This window comes from Brevibacillus sp. Leaf182, assembly GCF_001423865.2.
In the GTDB taxonomy this organism is placed as follows: domain Bacteria; phylum Bacillota; class Bacilli; order Brevibacillales; family Brevibacillaceae; genus Brevibacillus; species Brevibacillus brevis_C.
Map to the genome: position 1 here is coordinate 127,702 of NZ_LMPN02000030.1, position 17,046 is coordinate 144,747.

The 17,046-nt window shown below is 47.4% G+C and carries 17 protein-coding genes, 3 tRNA genes and 1 riboswitch; of the genes, 15 read left to right on the forward strand and 5 right to left on the reverse strand.

What is annotated here, in order from left to right:
• The first annotated feature begins 17 nt into the window (after nucleotides 1-17).
• Complete coding sequence (locus tag ASG16_RS21300) at nucleotides 18-950, forward strand: manganese-dependent inorganic pyrophosphatase (protein WP_056485813.1); 933 nt, start codon at nucleotides 18-20, stop codon at nucleotides 948-950.
• A 50-nt stretch (nucleotides 951-1,000) separates the two neighbouring features.
• Here the strand turns inward: ASG16_RS21300 and ASG16_RS30990 are convergent, their stop codons facing one another.
• Nucleotides 1,001-1,171: a hypothetical protein gene (locus ASG16_RS30990; protein WP_198674250.1), complete on the reverse strand. Its 171-nt coding sequence runs from the start codon at nucleotides 1,169-1,171 to the stop codon at nucleotides 1,001-1,003.
• Nucleotides 1,172-1,307: 136 nt separating this feature from the next.
• Between ASG16_RS30990 and ASG16_RS21305 the strand changes: the two genes are divergently transcribed.
• Nucleotides 1,308-2,066, forward strand: coding sequence for a MerR family transcriptional regulator (locus tag ASG16_RS21305; RefSeq protein ID WP_048033837.1), 759 nt, complete (start codon nucleotides 1,308-1,310; stop codon nucleotides 2,064-2,066).
• A gap of 50 nt (nucleotides 2,067-2,116) precedes the next feature.
• On the opposite strand, the gene ASG16_RS21310 is transcribed toward ASG16_RS21305, so the two are convergent.
• Complete coding sequence (locus ASG16_RS21310; protein ID WP_056485815.1) at nucleotides 2,117-2,695, reverse strand: pyridoxamine 5'-phosphate oxidase family protein; 579 nt, start codon at nucleotides 2,693-2,695, stop codon at nucleotides 2,117-2,119.
• A gap of 168 nt (nucleotides 2,696-2,863) precedes the next feature.
• On the opposite strand from ASG16_RS21310, the gene ASG16_RS21315 reads away from it, so the two are divergent.
• The 7 genes from ASG16_RS21315 (at nucleotide 2,864) to ASG16_RS21345 (ending at nucleotide 9,259) form a co-directional block, all read left to right on the forward strand.
• Nucleotides 2,864-3,808 (forward strand): MBL fold metallo-hydrolase, encoded by a 945-nt coding sequence (locus tag ASG16_RS21315; protein WP_056485820.1) that lies wholly within the window; start codon nucleotides 2,864-2,866, stop codon nucleotides 3,806-3,808.
• Nucleotides 3,809-3,960: 152 nt separating this feature from the next.
• Nucleotides 3,961-4,110: riboswitch (cobalamin riboswitch) on the forward strand.
• A 156-nt stretch (nucleotides 4,111-4,266) separates the two neighbouring features.
• A complete protein-coding gene (locus ASG16_RS21320; RefSeq protein WP_056486660.1) occupies nucleotides 4,267-5,262 on the forward strand; it encodes an ABC transporter substrate-binding protein in 996 nt (331 codons plus the stop codon).
• 1 nt (nucleotide 5,263) lies between these two features.
• Nucleotides 5,264-6,301 carry a FecCD family ABC transporter permease gene (locus ASG16_RS21325; protein ID WP_056485823.1) on the forward strand — a complete coding sequence of 346 codons (1,038 nt, stop codon included), beginning with the start codon at nucleotides 5,264-5,266 and terminating at the stop codon, nucleotides 6,299-6,301.
• Nucleotides 6,302-6,309: 8 nt separating this feature from the next.
• Nucleotides 6,310-7,086, forward strand: coding sequence for an ABC transporter ATP-binding protein (locus tag ASG16_RS21330; protein WP_056485826.1), 777 nt, complete (start codon nucleotides 6,310-6,312; stop codon nucleotides 7,084-7,086).
• Between the two features lie 24 nt (nucleotides 7,087-7,110).
• Nucleotides 7,111-7,677, forward strand: a complete 567-nt coding sequence (cobU, locus tag ASG16_RS21335; protein WP_056485833.1) for a bifunctional adenosylcobinamide kinase/adenosylcobinamide-phosphate guanylyltransferase — start codon at nucleotides 7,111-7,113, stop codon at nucleotides 7,675-7,677.
• A gap of 278 nt (nucleotides 7,678-7,955) precedes the next feature.
• On the forward strand, nucleotides 7,956-8,612 hold the full coding sequence (locus ASG16_RS21340) for a YitT family protein (RefSeq protein WP_048033831.1): 657 nt from the start codon (nucleotides 7,956-7,958) through the stop codon (nucleotides 8,610-8,612).
• A 170-nt stretch (nucleotides 8,613-8,782) separates the two neighbouring features.
• Nucleotides 8,783-9,259, forward strand: a complete 477-nt coding sequence (locus tag ASG16_RS21345; RefSeq protein ID WP_056485836.1) for a hypothetical protein — start codon at nucleotides 8,783-8,785, stop codon at nucleotides 9,257-9,259.
• Here ASG16_RS21345 and ASG16_RS21350 read toward each other — a convergent pair.
• From ASG16_RS21350 to ASG16_RS21360, 3 genes are all read right to left on the reverse strand, one after another.
• Nucleotides 9,244-10,350, reverse strand: a complete 1,107-nt coding sequence (locus ASG16_RS21350) for an N-acetylmuramoyl-L-alanine amidase family protein (protein ID WP_056485837.1) — start codon at nucleotides 10,348-10,350, stop codon at nucleotides 9,244-9,246. The genes ASG16_RS21345 and ASG16_RS21350 overlap by 16 nt on opposite strands.
• Before the next feature lie 102 nt (nucleotides 10,351-10,452).
• A complete protein-coding gene (locus ASG16_RS21355) occupies nucleotides 10,453-11,262 on the reverse strand; it encodes a WYL domain-containing protein (protein ID WP_056485838.1) in 810 nt (269 codons plus the stop codon).
• Complete coding sequence (locus tag ASG16_RS21360) at nucleotides 11,249-12,544, reverse strand: helix-turn-helix transcriptional regulator (protein WP_056485841.1); 1,296 nt, start codon at nucleotides 12,542-12,544, stop codon at nucleotides 11,249-11,251. The genes ASG16_RS21355 and ASG16_RS21360 overlap by 14 nt, the downstream gene beginning before the upstream one ends.
• Before the next feature lie 183 nt (nucleotides 12,545-12,727).
• On the opposite strand from ASG16_RS21360, the gene ASG16_RS21365 reads away from it, so the two are divergent.
• The 6 genes from ASG16_RS21365 (at nucleotide 12,728) to ASG16_RS21400 (ending at nucleotide 16,959) form a co-directional block, all read left to right on the forward strand.
• Nucleotides 12,728-14,164, forward strand: coding sequence for an RtcB family protein (locus tag ASG16_RS21365; RefSeq protein WP_056486663.1), 1,437 nt, complete (start codon nucleotides 12,728-12,730; stop codon nucleotides 14,162-14,164).
• A gap of 282 nt (nucleotides 14,165-14,446) precedes the next feature.
• A complete protein-coding gene (locus tag ASG16_RS21370; RefSeq protein WP_241970808.1) occupies nucleotides 14,447-14,989 on the forward strand; it encodes a hypothetical protein in 543 nt (180 codons plus the stop codon).
• Nucleotides 14,955-15,764, forward strand: a complete 810-nt coding sequence (gene thiM / locus ASG16_RS21375) for a hydroxyethylthiazole kinase (RefSeq protein ID WP_056485847.1) — start codon at nucleotides 14,955-14,957, stop codon at nucleotides 15,762-15,764. The genes ASG16_RS21370 and thiM overlap by 35 nt, the downstream gene beginning before the upstream one ends.
• Nucleotides 15,765-16,648: 884 nt before the next feature.
• Nucleotides 16,649-16,741 (forward strand) — tRNA-Ser (locus ASG16_RS21390).
• Between the two features lie 8 nt (nucleotides 16,742-16,749).
• Nucleotides 16,750-16,823, forward strand: a tRNA-Glu gene (locus tag ASG16_RS21395).
• A 60-nt stretch (nucleotides 16,824-16,883) separates the two neighbouring features.
• Nucleotides 16,884-16,959: transfer RNA gene (locus tag ASG16_RS21400), tRNA-Val, on the forward strand.
• Nucleotides 16,960-17,046: the final 87 nt, after the last annotated feature.

The following is a 17,046-nucleotide window of genomic DNA, read 5'->3' on the forward strand; positions in this document are numbered from 1 at the left end:
ATTAAGGAGTATGGATGATGGAAAAAAAATTAATCTTCGGTCATAAAAATCCAGACACAGATTCCATTTGTTCAGCACTTGTGTACGCTGACTTGAAAACAAAACTGGGCGCGAATGTAGAGCCTGTACGCCTGGGTGTAATCAGCAGCGAAACAGCATTTGTGCTGAATTACTTCCAAGTAAAAGAGCCGCGCCTCGTAGAAACAGTGGCGAATGAAGTAAATGAAGTCATCCTTGTAGACCACAACGAGCGCCAACAAAGCGCGAATGACATTGAACAAGTGCAAGTGGTAGAAGTGATCGACCATCACCGTATTGCGAACTTTGAGACGAGCAATCCGCTCTACTTCCGTGCTGAGCCGGTTGGTTGCACGACTACCATTTTGAAGAAAATGTACAAAGAAAACGGCGTAGACATTCCAAAAGAGATGGCGGGCTTGATGCTTTCTGCTATCATTTCGGATACACTGCTGTTGAAATCGCCAACTTGCACGGAGCAAGATGTAGCTGCTGCTCATGAGCTGGCTGAAATCGCAGGTGTCAATCTGGAAGCATACGGTCTGGACATGCTCAAAGCGGGGGCAGACCTGAGCGACAAAACAATCGCACAACTGCTCACATTGGATGCAAAAGAGTTCCAAATGGGCAATGCGAAAGTAGAAATCGCACAAGTAAATGCAGTGGATGTAAATGACGTACTTGCACGCCAAGGCGAATTGGAAGCGGCGATGAATGCAAACATCGCTGAAAAAGGTTTGGACTTGTTCGTGTTCGTTGTAACCGATATCTTGAACAACGACTCTGTTGCGATCGCTCTCGGCAGCGCAACGCAAGCAGTTGAAAAAGCGTACCAAGTAACATTGGTGGACAACAAAGCCGTTCTGAAGGGCGTTGTCTCTCGTAAGAAGCAAATCGTGCCGGTATTGACCGATACGTTCCAAGCTCTGTAAAAAAGAAAAGTGGCTGCCATGCACAGGATGCGGGCAGCCATTTTTTATGTTTACATTCCTTGGGTAGGGTTGTTGTGCATCTGGAACAAGGTTTGCTGGTTATAAGCATCGTCACTGTAATGGGTGATGGCATGTTTGTCTCTCGCTTTGAGACTAAGCAACCCTGTTAACCCCCACCCGGCACCGAGCATGGCTACAATGAAGCCGATGATATAGAGCATCGCAGTCCCCCCTTGTATGGCTTTCCCTATATTTTAGCAAATAATGAAAATGAAGTAACGCCAATTTTTTTGTGAAAATGTGTTTGACATTGACGGTCCGTAAATGTGTACGATCAATTTGTCAGGAGGAATGAACATGGAATATACAGTGCAAAAGCTAGGACTCCTGGCGGGTGTCAGCACCCGGACGCTCCGATACTACGATGAAATTGATCTTCTCAAGCCGGCGAGAATCAATTCGTCAGGGTATCGCATTTACGGACAGCAAGAGGTTGATCGATTGCAGCAAATCCTTTTTTACCGCGAGCTGGGTGTGAGCTTGGAGGAGATCAAGGAGATCCTGGATTCACCAACCTTTGATGCTGAACGGGCACTGCGGGAGCACCGCGAGAAGCTCCTGGAAAGGCGAGCGCAATTGGATGCGTTAATCGCCAATGTCGATTTGACATTAGCACAAAGAGAGGGGACCAAAACGATGAGTGACAAACAAAAATTTGAAGGCTTCAAGCAAAAAATGATTGATGAGAATGAAGATAAGTACGGGGCAGAAATTCGAGCAAAATACGGAAATGACCAAATTGAAAAATCGAATCAGAAGGTCAAAGGCATGACAGAAGAACAGTATGCCGCGCTGGAGAAATTGAACGCAGAGCTGCATGAAACGTTGGCGCAGGCTTTTTCGACAGGTGATCCTGCTCATGAATTGTCGCAAAAAGCGGCCGATCTGCACCGTCAATGGCTGAGCTTTTATTGGGACAGCTACAGTAAGGAAGCGCACGCAGGGGTGGCCCAGATGTATGTTGATGACCCGCGCTTTACCGCTTACTATGACAAGGAGCAGCCAGGTGTTGCCGAGTTTCTCCGCGATGCAGTGGCCATTTATACGAGCAAGTGAGGTTTCAAAAAAAGAAGCTGCGAGCAAGGCAGCTTCTTTGCGTTTTACGCTTAGTTATCCCCACCTGCTGCGGGAAAAAGCTTTTGTCCCAAGGGTGTTGGTAATCCATCCATGCTTACTACGTTGTATTCCTTTTGATAATCAAGCAGCTCCTGCTCGTCTTTAGCCAAAGTCCATTTCTGAAGGGTTTCGCGTTCTTTTGAATAGGAATAGAAGGGGATAGCCCAGCCGCAAGAAGTCTTTACTTCCTGTATGTTTACGGTAATGATTTGACGAGCACCAGGCAGAAGCGGGAAGTCATTTACGAGCTCATCCCACCGAGGTGTATCTGGGAGAATAACCGTTCCTTTGCCGAATAGGCGCATGATGAGAGGGGGGCCTTCAAATGCACAGAACATGATCGTAATCCTGCCATTTTCCTGCAGATGTGCACTGGTTTCGTTTCCACTTCCAGTCAGGTCCAAATAGGAGACCTCATTAGGGGATATTATGCGAAAAGAATCGTACCCTTTCGGTGAAAGATTCACGTGACCATCTTTGTCCATAGGAGCAGAGGCAACAAAGAACATCCGTTGCTTCTTGATAAACTTCTCATGCTCAGGTCGTAACTCAGAAAAAAGCTGACCCATTTTGCACCCCTCCAGATAATGGAATTGTTTTTGCTGCCCTCATCATACGATAAAAATATGAAGATTTTGTGTTGTTTATCTCCAATGCGTCCAAAATAGATGGTAAAGTGTAAATATTCCTACAACAAAATGGCAACTCGAGATTTTTTGAAAAGGAGGAGTATTTACATGCAATCATCACAGCCAATCGACTTAGGGGAACGCATCCATTTAATAGACGGTTTCGATATGGGCTGGGCGGAACGTACGGGGACGTATGTAATCGCGGAAGAGGAGCTTACATTGGTAGAAACAGGGCCAAGCCCCTCTGTCCCATACATCAAGGCTGGTCTCGCCAAGCTCGGTTATACGCCGGAACAAGTAAAATACATCATCGTGACGCACATTCACTTGGATCATGCAGGAGGAGTAGGACTGTTTCTGAAGGATTGTCCGAATGCAAAGGTCGTTGTCCACCCGAAAGGTGCACGTCATCTCATCGATCCGAGCCGACTGATCGCAGGCGCGAGAGCCGTGTATCATGATGATTTTGATCGATTGTTTGATCCGATTGAGGCAGTTCCCGAGGAGCGGATTTTGATTCGCGGGGACGGAGATACACTCCAGATCGGAGGGAATTGCGCATTGGAGTTTCTGGATTCCCCAGGTCACGCCAATCATCACTTCAGCATCTACGATCCTGTAAGCCGCGGCATGTTCACAGGTGATACCGCAGGTGTACTCTATCCACAGCTTAAAAAGGATGGTATTCACCTCGTGCTGCCATCTACTTCGCCGAATCAGTTTGACCCGGATGCCATGTTAGCGTCTTTAAGCCGTTTTGAAGCGAGCAAGCTGAGTCGGATTTACTTTGGTCATTTTGGGATGTCAGAGCAGGTAGACGACGTGTACCGCCAAATTCGTGAGTGGCTCCCCGTATTTGTGGAGGAAGGAGAATCATCGCTTGCTGCTGGTCAAACCTATGACGAGCTGTCTCGTAAGTTAGTTGAACGAGTCTCGGATCATCTACAGTCACAAGGCATTAATGATGACCACGAAGTTTTCGAGGTACTCAAGCTCGATTTGCAAGTATGCTCCATGGGGATTCTAGATTATTTGCACAAACGAGGGTAATAGCCAGCCAAAAGCTTTACATTTGCCTGAACCTTTTGTTCAGGCATTTTTCATTTTTTAGCAGGCAAGAAAGGACTGCCCTATGTGTTTGTCATTCTTTTTTCATCCAAGGAATGCTATGATGTAGGATGAGTCATGAACTGTGACAATTTCAAACGTAACAGCAAATAGGTGCCTCGTCTTTTTAACAAAAAGATCGGGTGAAAAGGGAAGTCGGTGAAAATCCGACGCGGTCCCGCCACTGTAAATCGGCTCGATCCTCAGCCGTAAGCCAGGAGACCTGCCTGTTTGTTTTCGTGCCTGTTGCCTTCGCGGAAAGGATCGGCCTATTTCAGGAAGCAGACCATCCTGTCTGTTTGCCCAAAGGTGCCGACCCTTTTGATTTCCGAATGGAAGCAAGGGTCGCTTTTTTATTGGAAATAACAGTCGATTTAACATGCAGAAAGGAAGTTCTACATATGAAACGTTCATTGCGATTCATGATCCCCCTACTAGTTGCGGCGAGCCTCGCAGGTTGTACAGGTAACGATAACAGCCAGCCAGCACCAGGAGGACAAACAAGCGCACCGCAGCCAGCACCGCAAGAGAATGCGGCCGAGCAGTCTGCAAAACAAACAACGTATCCACTGACAGTCACGGATGCGACAGGAAAAGAAGTAACCTTTGCAAAAGCTCCTGAGCGAATCGTCTCAACATCACCTGCCGAGACTGAGATTTTGTTCGCACTAGGCTTGGAAGATCGGATCGTAGCTGTCTCAGACTATGATGATTATCCAGATGCGGCGAAGGCAAAGCCAAAAGTTGGCGGGGTCGTCAAACCAAACGAAGAAGCTATTCTCGCTCAAACGCCGGATATGATCGTTGGTGGAATTTCGATGGAGAAGCCAGTGGCTGACAAGCTCAAATCTCTCGGGATGCCAGTCTATATTAGCCATCCGACAAAGATGGATGATATCCTTACCAATGTTTTGGCGATGGGAGTTATCACGAATACACAGGAACAAGCCGAAAAAGTCGTCGCGCAAATGAAGAAAGACATCGCGTACGTTCAAGAAGCAGTGAAAAATGTAAAACCGGAAGAGAAGAAAAAGGTATATCTGGAATTTTCCCCGGGTTGGACAGTCGGAAAAGGCGAATTCATGGACGAACTCATCACGCTGGCTGGGGCGACAAACATTGCTTCCGACACCGAAGGATGGAATCCGATCAGTGAAGAAAAGATTTTGCAAAACGACCCAGACGTCATTTTGTATGCGAGCGGAATTACCGATGAAAAGTCTGGCGTCAAGCTGGAGGATCTGATCGCGAATCGCAATGGCTGGGATAAAATGAAGGCGATCCGTGAAAAACAAATCTTTGGCATGGACCAAAATATTTTGTCCCGTCCTGGTCCGCGTATTACACAAGGGTTGATCGAAGTAGCCAAGACGATTTACCCTGACTTGGTGAAATAAAATGAAGAAACGATTGTTCATATGGGGAGGAGTAAGCTGTCTCGTTCTTCTGGCATCAATCATTATCAGCATCTCGATGGGGGCGGCACAACTCCCCATTTCGCAAGTATGGCTCATCCTGCTTCATCAAATCCCGGGCTTGTCTGAGTGGATCAGCGTAACGTGGCCAGAGTCTTCTGAGCAAATTGTCATGAAGGTTCGTTTTCCACGCGTTGTATTGGCTGTCTTGATTGGGGCCTGCTTGTCACTTGCAGGAGCGGGCTTTCAGGGCGTTTTGCGCAATCCGCTCGCTGATCCGTTTACGATGGGCGTGGCATCCGGTTCTGCTGTCGGAGCAGCCTTCTTGATCCTTTTTGGTTTACAAATCAGCTTTTTGGGTGCATGGAGCACGCCTGTCGTCGCTTTTCTTACAGGACTGCTCAGTTTATGGATCGTACTTGGACTCGCGAAAACGCAAGGAAAGCTGCAAACCGAGACCTTGATTTTGTCTGGTGTCGTAGTGCAGGCTTTTCTCGGCTCGCTCGTTTCCTTTATGGTGTCGCTATCTGACCAGACGGTGAATGAGATCGTGTTCTGGCTTATGGGCAGCCTGTCATTTCGCGGCTGGGCCTTTACATCTGTCTTGATTCCGTACTTGGTCATAGGTGGAATGGTGCTTGTGAGCTATGCGCGTTCCTTGAACCTATTTGCGTTAGGGGAGCGGCAGGCAGCGCATCTCGGCGTCCATGTGGATCGAACGAAGCTCGTGGTTCTGGTCGTCTCGACTTTCCTGACCGCAGCGGCGGTTTCTATCGCGGGAATTATCGGGTTCGTTGGCCTGGTGGTACCGCATCTCGTCCGATTGCTGGTTGGTCCTGACCATCGTATTTTACTGCCCATGGCTGCGATTTTCGGTGGTATTTACGTATTGTGGGCCGACACGCTTGCCAGATTGCTGTTGAGTCCAACGGAAATCCCGCTCGGCGTCGTGACAGCATTTTTGGGAGCACCGTTTTTCGCCTATTTATTGAAGCAAAATAAACGCTTTAGGAAGAGGTAACGTAAGCGATGATCAATGTGCGTAACTTGCAAAAATCGTATCAGGATACGCCAGTTTTGCACGGCATCGATTTTTGCGTGGACAAGGGAGAATTTTTTGGCATCATCGGGCCCAATGGAAGCGGTAAATCCACTCTGCTAAAAATCATTTCAGGTGTCATCAAGGCAGATGCAGGAGACATTTTGCTTCAAGAGAAAAAGCTTCATTCCTATCCACGCAAAGAGCTTGCCAAAATACTGGCTGTTTTGGAGCAAGAGGGTCTGCCGCCAGTCGGTTTTCGTGTCCGAGAGGTGTTGGAGATGGGGCGCTTTCCTTACCAAAATTGGCTGGGGGAGGAGAAGCAGGATGTCGCATCGCTCATTAATGAAATCGTACAGATGCTCAGTCTTGAACATTTGGAAGAGCGCACACTGGATCAGTTGAGTGGTGGGGAAAAGCAGCGCGTAGCTTTGGGGAAGGCATTAATCCAAAGACCCCAGGTGCTGTTGCTCGATGAACCCACGACTTACCTCGATATCGGGTACCAGATTCAACTCATGGACATTGTGCGAAAATGGCAAAAGACGACGCAGGTGACAGTCGTTGCTGTGCTGCACGATCTGAATCTGGCTTCCTTATACTGCGATCGTATTTTGATGCTGCATAAAGGAAAGCAGATAAGCGTCGGTGCACCAAAAGACATCTTGCAAAGTGACAGAATCGAGGCTGTATACGGAACAAGACCGATTGTCATGGAACATCCTGTTCATCATTTGCCGCAAATTATTTTGCAATCGCAAGTATAAGAGGCTGTGTAAGGAGACAGAAGGATGATTGTACTCATTACAGGTGGAGCACGCAGTGGAAAAAGCACGTTTGCCGAAAAATACGCCGCACATTTGGGATCCTCGGGTGTTTACATCGCGACCGCACAAAGCACTGATGAGGAAATGGAAGAGCGGATCTTGCACCACCGAGACCGCCGCTTGCAGTCCAACTTTCCTTGGCAAACGATCGAGGAGCCGTACGCATTGACAGAGTGGCTCGCGAAGCTCGCAGCGCAAGTGGACATACAAGAACAACAGACAGTGATTCTGGTTGATTGCTTGATTCTTTGGGTGTCTAATTGGTTGCTGCATGATGGAGAGGAGCAGACGTTTGAGCAAGTGCTCCAGCAGGTTGATGTGCTGGTAAACAAGTTAAAAGACTACCCAGGTACGGTCTTGCTGGTGACAAACGAAGTAGGCGACGGACTCGTCCCGCAACATCCGTTGGGACGTAAGTTCCGTGATTTGGCGGGCTTGATGAATCAACGCGTGGCAGCGGTTGCCGATCAAGTTTTTCTTGTCACAGCAGGGATTCCGGTAGAGCTAAAAGGACAAGCTTTCCAATTTTAACGCGGTGAAAAGACGGTTTCGAGTCGTCTTTTCACCTTTTTTATGATATAATACAAGAAAAGCCATGGAAGGGATCAGGATACCATGCGTCCCCATAGGACGATCTGGAAACGTTTTGACCTCTCCTACATCTAGCTTCGTAGTAGTCGATCGTCACTGAAGACGACTAATCTACTACGAAAGCGAGGCCCTTTGTATGAGTAGCGACTTATACTTTCGATGTTCCTCGGTAGTCGGTTGGTCGTCTGTGCCTAAACCGACAAAAATGCGAGGAAACCATGATGAGGAGAGCGCTGCAGTTATCTAAGCGTTACAGTATGATTTTGTTTGGAGCTTGTTTACTTGCTTTTGCGTATTATCACATTAACTTTCAGAACCATTTGTCTGAAGGTGGGTTTGTTGGCTTGGGGTTATTGGCGAAATACGCCTTTGACTTGTCGCCAGCGATGGTGATGCTTTTACTGGATATTCCATTGTTTTTGGTTGCCTGGTTAGTAAGAGGCCGCCAGTTCATTTGGGACACGATCTTTGCATCACTTGCTTTTACCATGTTTTACGATTTGTTTGAACGATTTTCACCGATCGTCATGGATATGAGCAGAATGATGCCGCTGGCGTCTGTCCTGTCCGGTGTTTTGACCGGGCTGGGTACCGGATTGGTTCTGCGCTATGGAGCTGCGACAGGTGGAGACGATATTTTCTCCCTGTTGATCAGTAAGTACACGGGATTGTCCATTGGTACGGTCTTTCTTTTACTGGACGTCATTGTACTTTGCATGTCGTTCTGGTTCGTACCGATGAAAGAGATGATGTATACCATTTTGGCCGTTGTCATTTCTAGCCAAGTCATCACCTGGACCGTCAATCATGGTGCAGGAATGGATGTCATGGAAGAGGAGCACGGGCATGGAAGTGTCTCGATGACCCACCGGTAATGAGTAGATATTTAGTTGAAAAACATGTCTATACAAAAGCAAGCAAAAGGCCAAGTCGGTTTTCATGTCGACTTGGCCTTTTGAACGTTTATAACCGTTTTTGTACATAATATCCTGCTTTCCTAGTGGATACTAACCAACACAGATACTATCGATGGAAAGGACCTGCCATGAGCGATCCGTTTTTTAGCAACTACAAAGCATTCGTCGTCATACCAGCGGATGAGAAGCAAATGGGACCGGAGCCTTTTGAGCCGAAGGATTACGCCAGCCATTTCATCCTGACGTTTTCGTTGTACGATGCGGTTATTTCCTCTTGGAGGGAAGCGACAAAGTATAAAGTGCAGGCAAAAAAGGGTCTGACGAATGTGATTGATGGTTTCAACGCCAAACGCCGTGGTACAGCCCGTCTGCATTTGCTGGAAATGGAAGAAGACCAGGCGTATTTCGTCCTGGCCTTGTCGTTGAAAATCCAAAAAGACAATGAAAAAGCGGTCATGGAGACGATCACCAATCTGCTGGAGAAAGATTTCGCAACCGACTTGTTAATCGGAGAGACCTGGTATCAGATCATTGGTGCCAAAGGGAAATTCGAGCGGAAGCTGTTCTCCTACAGCGTCCAGCCGTACGATTATCGACCGAAGTAATCCGCTAGTGCCTCCGTAATCGCCTGCGCAGCTTTGTCCTGATAGGACGATGTACGGACGATGCCTTCATCTTTTGAATTCGATAGGAAGCCAAGCTCAATTAAGACGGACGGATCATTGTTTTCGCGCAGGACGTGATAATTGCCGAATGAAATGCCGTTGCTTCTTAAACCGATGCCACCCGCCAAGCGAGACTCAATCGCTCGAGCTAACGGCTCATCCTTGTCTTGCGAATAATAAAACGTGAGGGTACCGCTATTTGGCTTCACGGAAGAATTGTAATGGATGCTGATGAAGGCATCCGCTCCCTTTGATTCGCTAAAAGCGACACGCTGCGATAGAGAAGGCTTTTGTGTGTCACTTGTCCTCGTCATGAAGACTTGCGCACCCCGTTGGCGCAGTTTGCTGGCGAGCAGCATGGACGTTTTGTAATTCAACGTTTTCTCCATGCTATTCCACTTCGTTCCTTGTGTCCCGATATCAGAACCACCATGTCCCGGGTCAATCACGATGACTTTTCCTTTTAAGCCTGGCGTTTTGGAGCTTTTGGACACTGGAGCGTTGGCCTTGGCATCGCCAATATACGTCGCAGACACCCAGCCTGTTTGTCCATTGGAAGTTCTCGCTTGGATCCAGTCTCCTTGCTTTTTCAAAATATCTACACGGGTTCCTCTGGGCAGCGAAAGGATAATCTCATGGCTCGTGCTTGGTCCTTTTCGCATTCGAAGCGAATCGGCCAAAACCGTGCCTTGCTTGCTTTTGACAGTGGCTGTATTGGCTGGTGAAGATGCTGAACCCGTACGCGTTACCGCTCCTTTTTGCAAGTAATACCCCGCAACCCAGCCTACCTTTTGATTGTATCTAATTTTTGCCCAACCGTATGCTTCATCGGTAATCGTCACGACCACTCCATACGGCACGGTCGCGACAACAGATGCATTGGGGGCTGGTTCACTACGAACGTTCAGAGAGGTTGCGACCACTTTTGCCTGGATGACACTTGCTGCTTGCGCCGGCTCCGTAATAAACGGCCATGACAGACTAAGCCATAGTCCACATATGAGAGACGCTTTTTTACATGTTGTTTTCATCATTTCTACCTCTGACTTGGATTAGCTACTAGCTCACCTGAACTATGATAAGGGAAATGCAGGAAATCGAATAGGGTATGATTTCCTGATTTTTTGGGACAATCAAAGTGGAGTTTCGGTATATCTTGCCAAGGCGTTCGTTGCCGACTCTGCCATGCGCTGTTTGAGTTGATCGTTTTCTACTACTTTTACCCGCAGGCCGAGAAAACGAATGCGGGATAAAATAAACTCCTGCTCGTCGGATAAATAGTGCAGGGTGATCGTATATACCTCCGATTCTGGATCAAAAGCGACCTCTTTGTCAAAGCAGGAAAAAGCGTACAATATGCGCTGGATCTCAGCGTTGTAACGACGGATGATCACAATTTTTGCCATCTGTTTGCGCTGTTGGATCTGCTCCGAAATAGTCGGTAAAAAACTTTCATACCATACATCTTCTATGTAAAGCTCATCGACGGAGCGAATGAGATGCAGCGGAGTCGTGATCAGGCGATTGGAAGCCATGTTCAGCCAGATCAGGTACCAGGCCTTCTTGGCAAGTGAATATTCCAGCTTGTAGGGAACTCCTCGTTGATTGCGAAAAACCGGGCCTTTGTTCGTGGCTGCGGTTATGTTTATGTGATTTTTGCCGAGAATAATTCGCCGCAGGGTGCGCACGAGCGGACTCCAGAGCTGCTTGGCCTGCGTTTGCGCCTTTTCCACGAATCGTTCTTGTTCAGTCGATTCACTTTCTGGTATTTGTGTCAAACGGTGAAGCTTAGCGAGTGTAGTGGGCTCGAAAATTTCTGCCGCAGACGGATTTGCCAGCATCAGGGCCAGCCAAGCTTTTTCGTGTGAGGTTACCGGATAAACACCTGCTTCATCCAGACGAGTCACTAGCTGGTAATTATGTATCTTATCAAACAGATTCATAGTAGGCGAGCAGCTCCTCCCATTCTTTTTGGAATTGTTTGCGAAGAAACAGCGGTTCAAGAACTTCGACGCTTGAACCGAAGCTGCGTATCCACGGTGTAATTTCCATCGTGCTGTTCACGTTTATTTCGTACACAAAGCTTTCCCGTGATTCTTCTGTCACAATCCCCCATTGCCCCTGTGCCTCCACTCGCTCTTGGATAAAGGAATGAGGCGTGTCCCGAGGCTGGAAAAAGCGAAGTCGTACGGTTACGAGTTTTCCGGTATCAATCAGCCAACTATGGGCAATGCGCTCATCTGCACTTGCTTGCAAGGAAGAGAAGATTTCCGGCGTAACGGATTTGCCTGTTACGAGCTTGGTCATACCCTCCACACGGTATTTGCGGAGCGGACCATTGCCGCATCCTTGTGCCAGCAAGTACCATCTGCCGTATTGATGATCAAAAATAACCCGGAGTGGAATCACTTTTTGATGTCGCCCGGATGTATCCCGTTGAAAAGCCGGATTCGTATTTTGGGAATCATAAAACTTTCGGCGTTTGGGCGTGTAGTAGTGAAATTCAACGATTTTTCGCTGATGAATGGCTTTGGTGAGAAGCAAAGCTTGATATTCATCAAGAATACGCGAGACGAAATGATACTTGTATAAAAACGCAGATGCATCGGTTAGCTTCAAGCGATATTTGAGATAACGCTTCACTTTTTCTTGCAAGAGATAACCAGGAACGGCGGGTAGCTGTGTATTAGCCATGAAGTCGATGAAATCGTACAGGTCCAATAGCTCGTCGTCTGTCAACGAGTCCAGTAGCTCACCGTCGAACTGATAAACGTACGGTCTGACCTCACTCACATTTTTTATCACGCCAACTTCTTCCAGGTATTTCATGTCCTGGCGAATCGTTTTTTCATCGGGCTCTGTATCCACAAACGTATCCAGCAAATCTTTAATGGAGAGAGGCTGGTGTCTGAGCTTTTCCAAGATGTGCGACAGTCGCTCTACCTCCGAATCCTTCAATGATTTTGCATGGTACAAAAACATCAAGAAATTGTCCGTCACCTCAAAATAGTTGTAACGAAGCTGTGCGTAATACTCTTTTTTCTCCTCATCGCCGACATGCTGGTAAAAGGTCGATTGAATGTCCTTCAGCTTTTTTATCGTTTTATCAAGCGTATGAACGGAGATCCCGAGCCGCTCGGCTAACTGCTGCCGATTGTAGGCACCAGCGGTCAAAAACAGGAGACGGAGCAATTGCAGCTCTTTGTCAAAGCTTTCGCGTGCCATTACACTCATCCTTATTCATTCGTCATTTATTTCCAAATTAGTCCCCATATTACGAAGAGGCTGAAGAGAAGTCAATGATAAAAAGAGGTTCGTAATACTTTTACCATGTTCAAACCACATGCGCAGATGGAAAATAAGGGTATGAAAAACAGCGCAGGCTGTGAGAGACAGGAGAAATGGATGATGAAAACAATTTTGCATGGGAACAACCATCGTGAAGTGAAACTGGAGCATGGAGATGTGCACGTTTTTGCAAATGACGAAGTATTTGCGAGCTTCGGTGAACGCGTATATCAAATGGCAGACAATAATTTGCGTATTCCGCGAAATGTTTATTTTTCGTATACCCCAGATGCACATGTGGGTGTTGGGACCTGCATTGGGACGACAGCGGTTTGGAATCTTGCCGATGGATTTGTCTCGCCCTCCATTGTCGGATCAGATATTGGATGTGGAATGCGTGTGCATCTGACTCCGTTGCATCGAGACGACCTTAAAGACAAGAGCCTAAAACGTGCATTGATTGAAGCGATCGAAGCGTACGTCCCGACAAACGAACGGGGAAATACGCATTTTACAGATATTCGCTTGGAGGAAGTGGTGAAGCATGGCTTACAAGGACTGCCTGGCAACTACATTCCGGATACAGAAGAAGCGCCTGACACCTTAAGTCGTTCTTTCTCGCATGTGGAAAAGTACACATTTGAATTCGACCATTCCTTTCTGGAGCAAATACCGCAAAAATCCTGGAGTCGTGCGTGGGGCCAGTTGGGAACATTGGGGGGCGGTAACCACTTTATTGAAATCCAACATATCGACATCGCGGAGGAGAACAGGGAGATAGCGAAAGCGTGGGGACTGTTCGACGGTCAGGTCGTCATCATGATTCATTCCGGTTCGCGTGCGTGGGGGGCTATGCTAGGGCGTGATTATACGAAAAGCTTCAAGGAAGCTATGTACAAATGGGGGATTCATAATCCTGAGCCAAGCCTGGTATATGCTCCGATCCAAAGCGAGGAAGGACAACAGTATTTGAATTTGATGTACTCCGCACTGAACTTTGCGGTAACAAATCGGCATATGATCGGATTTTCAGTGGAGCAGGCGTTCCGGGATGTTTTCGGTAGCGAGATGCGTACGCCAGTCCTGTATGATTTGATGCATAATTACGCCCTGAAAGAATTCCATCGCAACACACCGATGCTCGTCCACCGCAAAGGAGCGACGAAGGCATTGCCAGCAGGACATTTCCAAAATCCGAAAGCTTACCGTGAAACGGGACATCCAGCCTTGATCCCAGGTTCTATGGGAACATCGTCCTATATCATGGTCGGATCGGACGCAGGTGCCAAAAACTTTTATTCGATCTGTCATGGTGCAGGGCGTGTTCGTTCCCGTAAAGCAACGAAGGAGCTTGTGACCATCGATCAATTCGAGCAGGCGATGCGTGTGGGACAGGAAGATGAGATCATGGTGAATCATCGTTCGCTCGCTTCCATCCTTGATGAATGCCCGCAAGCCTATAAAGATGTGGATCAAATCATCGATTCGGTTGTGGGTGCAAATCTTGCATCAGTCGTCGCAAAATGTAACCCTCTTATTGCCATAAAAGGAGTATAATGAAGAGTGGCTTCCCGATAAATTTGGGGGGAGCCACCTTTTGTGATTTAACTTACACTAAATACTACAAGTTAAATTGTGAACAAATTGCGTGAGAAGTTTCAAAAAATAGGTTCGAATGTAACATAAATTGCTTCGCTTCCTCAACCGATACCAAAAGAGAGACAAAATAGGGGAGATAGGGGAACAGATATGCCTACATACTATTACTTCACCTGCCTAAAATGCCGAACCCGGGGGGGAGTTTTCGGCGAACAGGCCTGGGGCTGGGGGAACTTTGACATGATCGAGTCCTTCAAATACCTGGCCCACCACATCCGTACATGCGGGGAAGATTCGATTCGCGTGATTTCTGAGGATGTAGATGATTATGTAGATCAACTGCACGGAGAGTACAACACCTTCCTTGAGCAAACGAAGCATATATTTCCACATTCCAAAGACTGGGAGTTCCTTGATCGATGGAAAACATTAAAAGTAGAAGAAATGAAGCTAAAATGGGTCGAGGAAAACCGGATCATGCATCCAGATGATCGGATGAAAATATGTGGAGTTCTTGATGCCGTGGACATCTTGAAAGAAGGGGCGGGAAGAGTCTCCTTCAGTGCTAGTGTGACGGATGATGATGGAAAAGTGTGGAAAATCGTAGCTGACATGCGCGAATTACCCATCATAAAACATTCGTATATCATCATTGGCGTCATGCAAGAGCATTCTATATTAGGGGATGTCATCGAGGTGTACAAGATGATTCCACGAGTCGCCGTTCAAGAGGAAAGGGGTAACGATCATGATTCTGGAGACAATCGGACAATTGCTAATTAAAGTGCGCGAGGAAAATCCTCTTGTACATAACATGACGAACGTAGTTGTCACGAACTTTACAGCGAACGGCTTGTTAGCTCTTGGTGCATCACCTGTCATGGCGTACGCCAAACAAGAGGTGGCAGACATGGCAAAGATCGCCGGAGCTCTTGTATTGAATATAGGGACATTGAACGAGCATGAGATCGAAGCGATGCTGATCGCAGGAAAATCGGCGAATCAGCATGGCGTGCCTGTTTTGTTTGATCCAGTGGGAGCGGGAGCAACATTGTACCGAACCGAGACAAGTCAACATCTTGCGCAGGAACTCGACCTAACCCTCATAAGAGGAAATGCTGCCGAGATTGCCAATGTCATCGGGGAGCGCTGGGAAATTAAAGGGGTAGATGCGAAGGAAGCGGGAGGAGATGTCGCGGACCTAGCGAAAGCAGCAGCGAGAAAGCTTGGGACAATCGTTGCGATTACGGGCAAGGTCGATGTGGTTTCGGATGGAGAAACAACATACTCGATCCATAATGGTCATCCCATCTTAACGAAGGTGACCGGAACTGGCTGCTTGTTAACATCTGTTATGGGAGCGTTTGCAGCCATTGCAAATGACAAGCTGATCGCCGGAGCTGCAGCATTGGTATGCTACGGTGTTGCTGCGCAACTGGCAGCAGAGAAAGCAGCAGGAGTAGGGCCAGGCAGTTTCCAAGTCGAATTTTTGAATGCGTTGCATAACTTGACCGCAGACGATGTTCGCCTTTTTGGGTACATCGAAAAAAAACAATAAAAATTCCCCTTTAAAAAGGGGAGAAAAATGGCCGTAGAAGATTAAGCTAGATATGTTAGACAGTAGCTGTAATTTCGTAATGAATAGGACAGCAGCTTCTTCTGGTGCTCTGATAGTGCGAGGAATATAAATTCTACTTGATCATCATCGTATGGACGGACATAAAAACGGGAAATACCATGACAAATAATTTCTCTCTTTAACGTCAGCGCCACACTGGCGTCTGTTCGTATGTGCAATTCCACGCTGCGTACCCTCCTTGGACATTCAATAGAGTACCAAAAAAATACAAGGAAAAACAAGGGAATTATGTCTGATTCATGTCCAAGTTGTTACCGTTTTTTGGATGAAAACTGACAAGGAAAACGATTCAGAAAAAACTAGCGGGGATTGCTGGGAAAGCATCCTGTTCGAGAGAAAAAATTCGAGATGAGACCGGCCATTCTCCCTTTTTCCGTTGAGTTGTTTACTTTATTTCGAAGGCAGCGTACAAGCTCCTGATCGCAATGACAAGAAAAATACCCATGCTTTTGATAGCAATCATCATGCCTCTTGCAGCATCTGTCGACGTCATCAATTGGCGCACCCGGCCCGGAGCATCCAGGCCCACACCAGTTTCCGTACAAACAGGGGAAGCCTACTGAACGGCGTTTTCTTTTTGACAACTGGCATCACTCCGTTTTGTAAAGGGATACTACTTGTATCATATTGAACAGGAAGTGATGTTGCTTTAGGCAATCTCCCTTTTTTCGTTTCGATAGATAATCGCCTGATATGAATGGCACGGAGGTCAACCAAGGGGAAAACTTTCAAAATATCACTTGAAATCATGTTGTGAATATGATAGATTAATTCTTGCCAAAGCGAACGCTTACAGGCTCGATGGATGGATGTCCGAGCGGCCGAAGGAGCACGATTGGAAATCGTGTAGGCGGTGTCGAACCGTCTCGTGGGTTCAAATCCCACTCCATCCGCCATCATACCTGGCCCGTTGGTGAAGCGGTTTAACACAGCAGCCTTTCACGCTGTCATACAGGGGTTCGAATCCCCTACGGGTCACTTATATCCCACATAGTCAAGCAATTGCTTTGCGGGGCCCCAACAACTGGTTTGGGGTAGGGAGGCTTAGCTCAGCTGGGAGAGCATCTGCCTTACAAGCAGAGGGTCGGCGGTTCGATCCCGTCAGCCTCCACCATTTTTATATGCGGTCGTGGCGGAATTGGCAGACGCGCTAGATTCAGGTTCTAGTGGTGGCAACACCGTGGAGGTTCAAGTCCTCTCG

Excerpts from the sequence above, each read along its gene's own strand:
- ASG16_RS21300 (WP_056485813.1), top strand. The coding sequence starts at position 18 with ATGGAAAAAAAATTAATCTTCGGTCATAAAAATCCAGACACAGATTCC.
- ASG16_RS30990 (WP_198674250.1), bottom strand. The coding sequence starts at position 1,171 with ATGCTCTATATCATCGGCTTCATTGTAGCCATGCTCGGTGCCGGGTGG.
- ASG16_RS21305 (WP_048033837.1), top strand. The coding sequence starts at position 1,308 with ATGGAATATACAGTGCAAAAGCTAGGACTCCTGGCGGGTGTCAGCACC.
- ASG16_RS21310 (WP_056485815.1), bottom strand. The coding sequence starts at position 2,695 with ATGGGTCAGCTTTTTTCTGAGTTACGACCTGAGCATGAGAAGTTTATC.
- ASG16_RS21315 (WP_056485820.1), top strand. The coding sequence starts at position 2,864 with ATGCAATCATCACAGCCAATCGACTTAGGGGAACGCATCCATTTAATA.
- ASG16_RS21320 (WP_056486660.1), top strand. The coding sequence starts at position 4,267 with ATGAAACGTTCATTGCGATTCATGATCCCCCTACTAGTTGCGGCGAGC.
- ASG16_RS21325 (WP_056485823.1), top strand. The coding sequence starts at position 5,264 with ATGAAGAAACGATTGTTCATATGGGGAGGAGTAAGCTGTCTCGTTCTT.
- ASG16_RS21330 (WP_056485826.1), top strand. The coding sequence starts at position 6,310 with ATGATCAATGTGCGTAACTTGCAAAAATCGTATCAGGATACGCCAGTT.
- cobU (WP_056485833.1), top strand. The coding sequence starts at position 7,111 with ATGATTGTACTCATTACAGGTGGAGCACGCAGTGGAAAAAGCACGTTT.
- ASG16_RS21340 (WP_048033831.1), top strand. The coding sequence starts at position 7,956 with ATGATGAGGAGAGCGCTGCAGTTATCTAAGCGTTACAGTATGATTTTG.
- ASG16_RS21345 (WP_056485836.1), top strand. The coding sequence starts at position 8,783 with ATGAGCGATCCGTTTTTTAGCAACTACAAAGCATTCGTCGTCATACCA.
- ASG16_RS21350 (WP_056485837.1), bottom strand. The coding sequence starts at position 10,350 with ATGAAAACAACATGTAAAAAAGCGTCTCTCATATGTGGACTATGGCTT.
- ASG16_RS21355 (WP_056485838.1), bottom strand. The coding sequence starts at position 11,262 with ATGAATCTGTTTGATAAGATACATAATTACCAGCTAGTGACTCGTCTG.
- ASG16_RS21360 (WP_056485841.1), bottom strand. The coding sequence starts at position 12,544 with ATGGCACGCGAAAGCTTTGACAAAGAGCTGCAATTGCTCCGTCTCCTG.
- ASG16_RS21365 (WP_056486663.1), top strand. The coding sequence starts at position 12,728 with ATGAAAACAATTTTGCATGGGAACAACCATCGTGAAGTGAAACTGGAG.
- ASG16_RS21370 (WP_241970808.1), top strand. The coding sequence starts at position 14,447 with ATGATCGAGTCCTTCAAATACCTGGCCCACCACATCCGTACATGCGGG.
- thiM (WP_056485847.1), top strand. The coding sequence starts at position 14,955 with ATGATTCTGGAGACAATCGGACAATTGCTAATTAAAGTGCGCGAGGAA.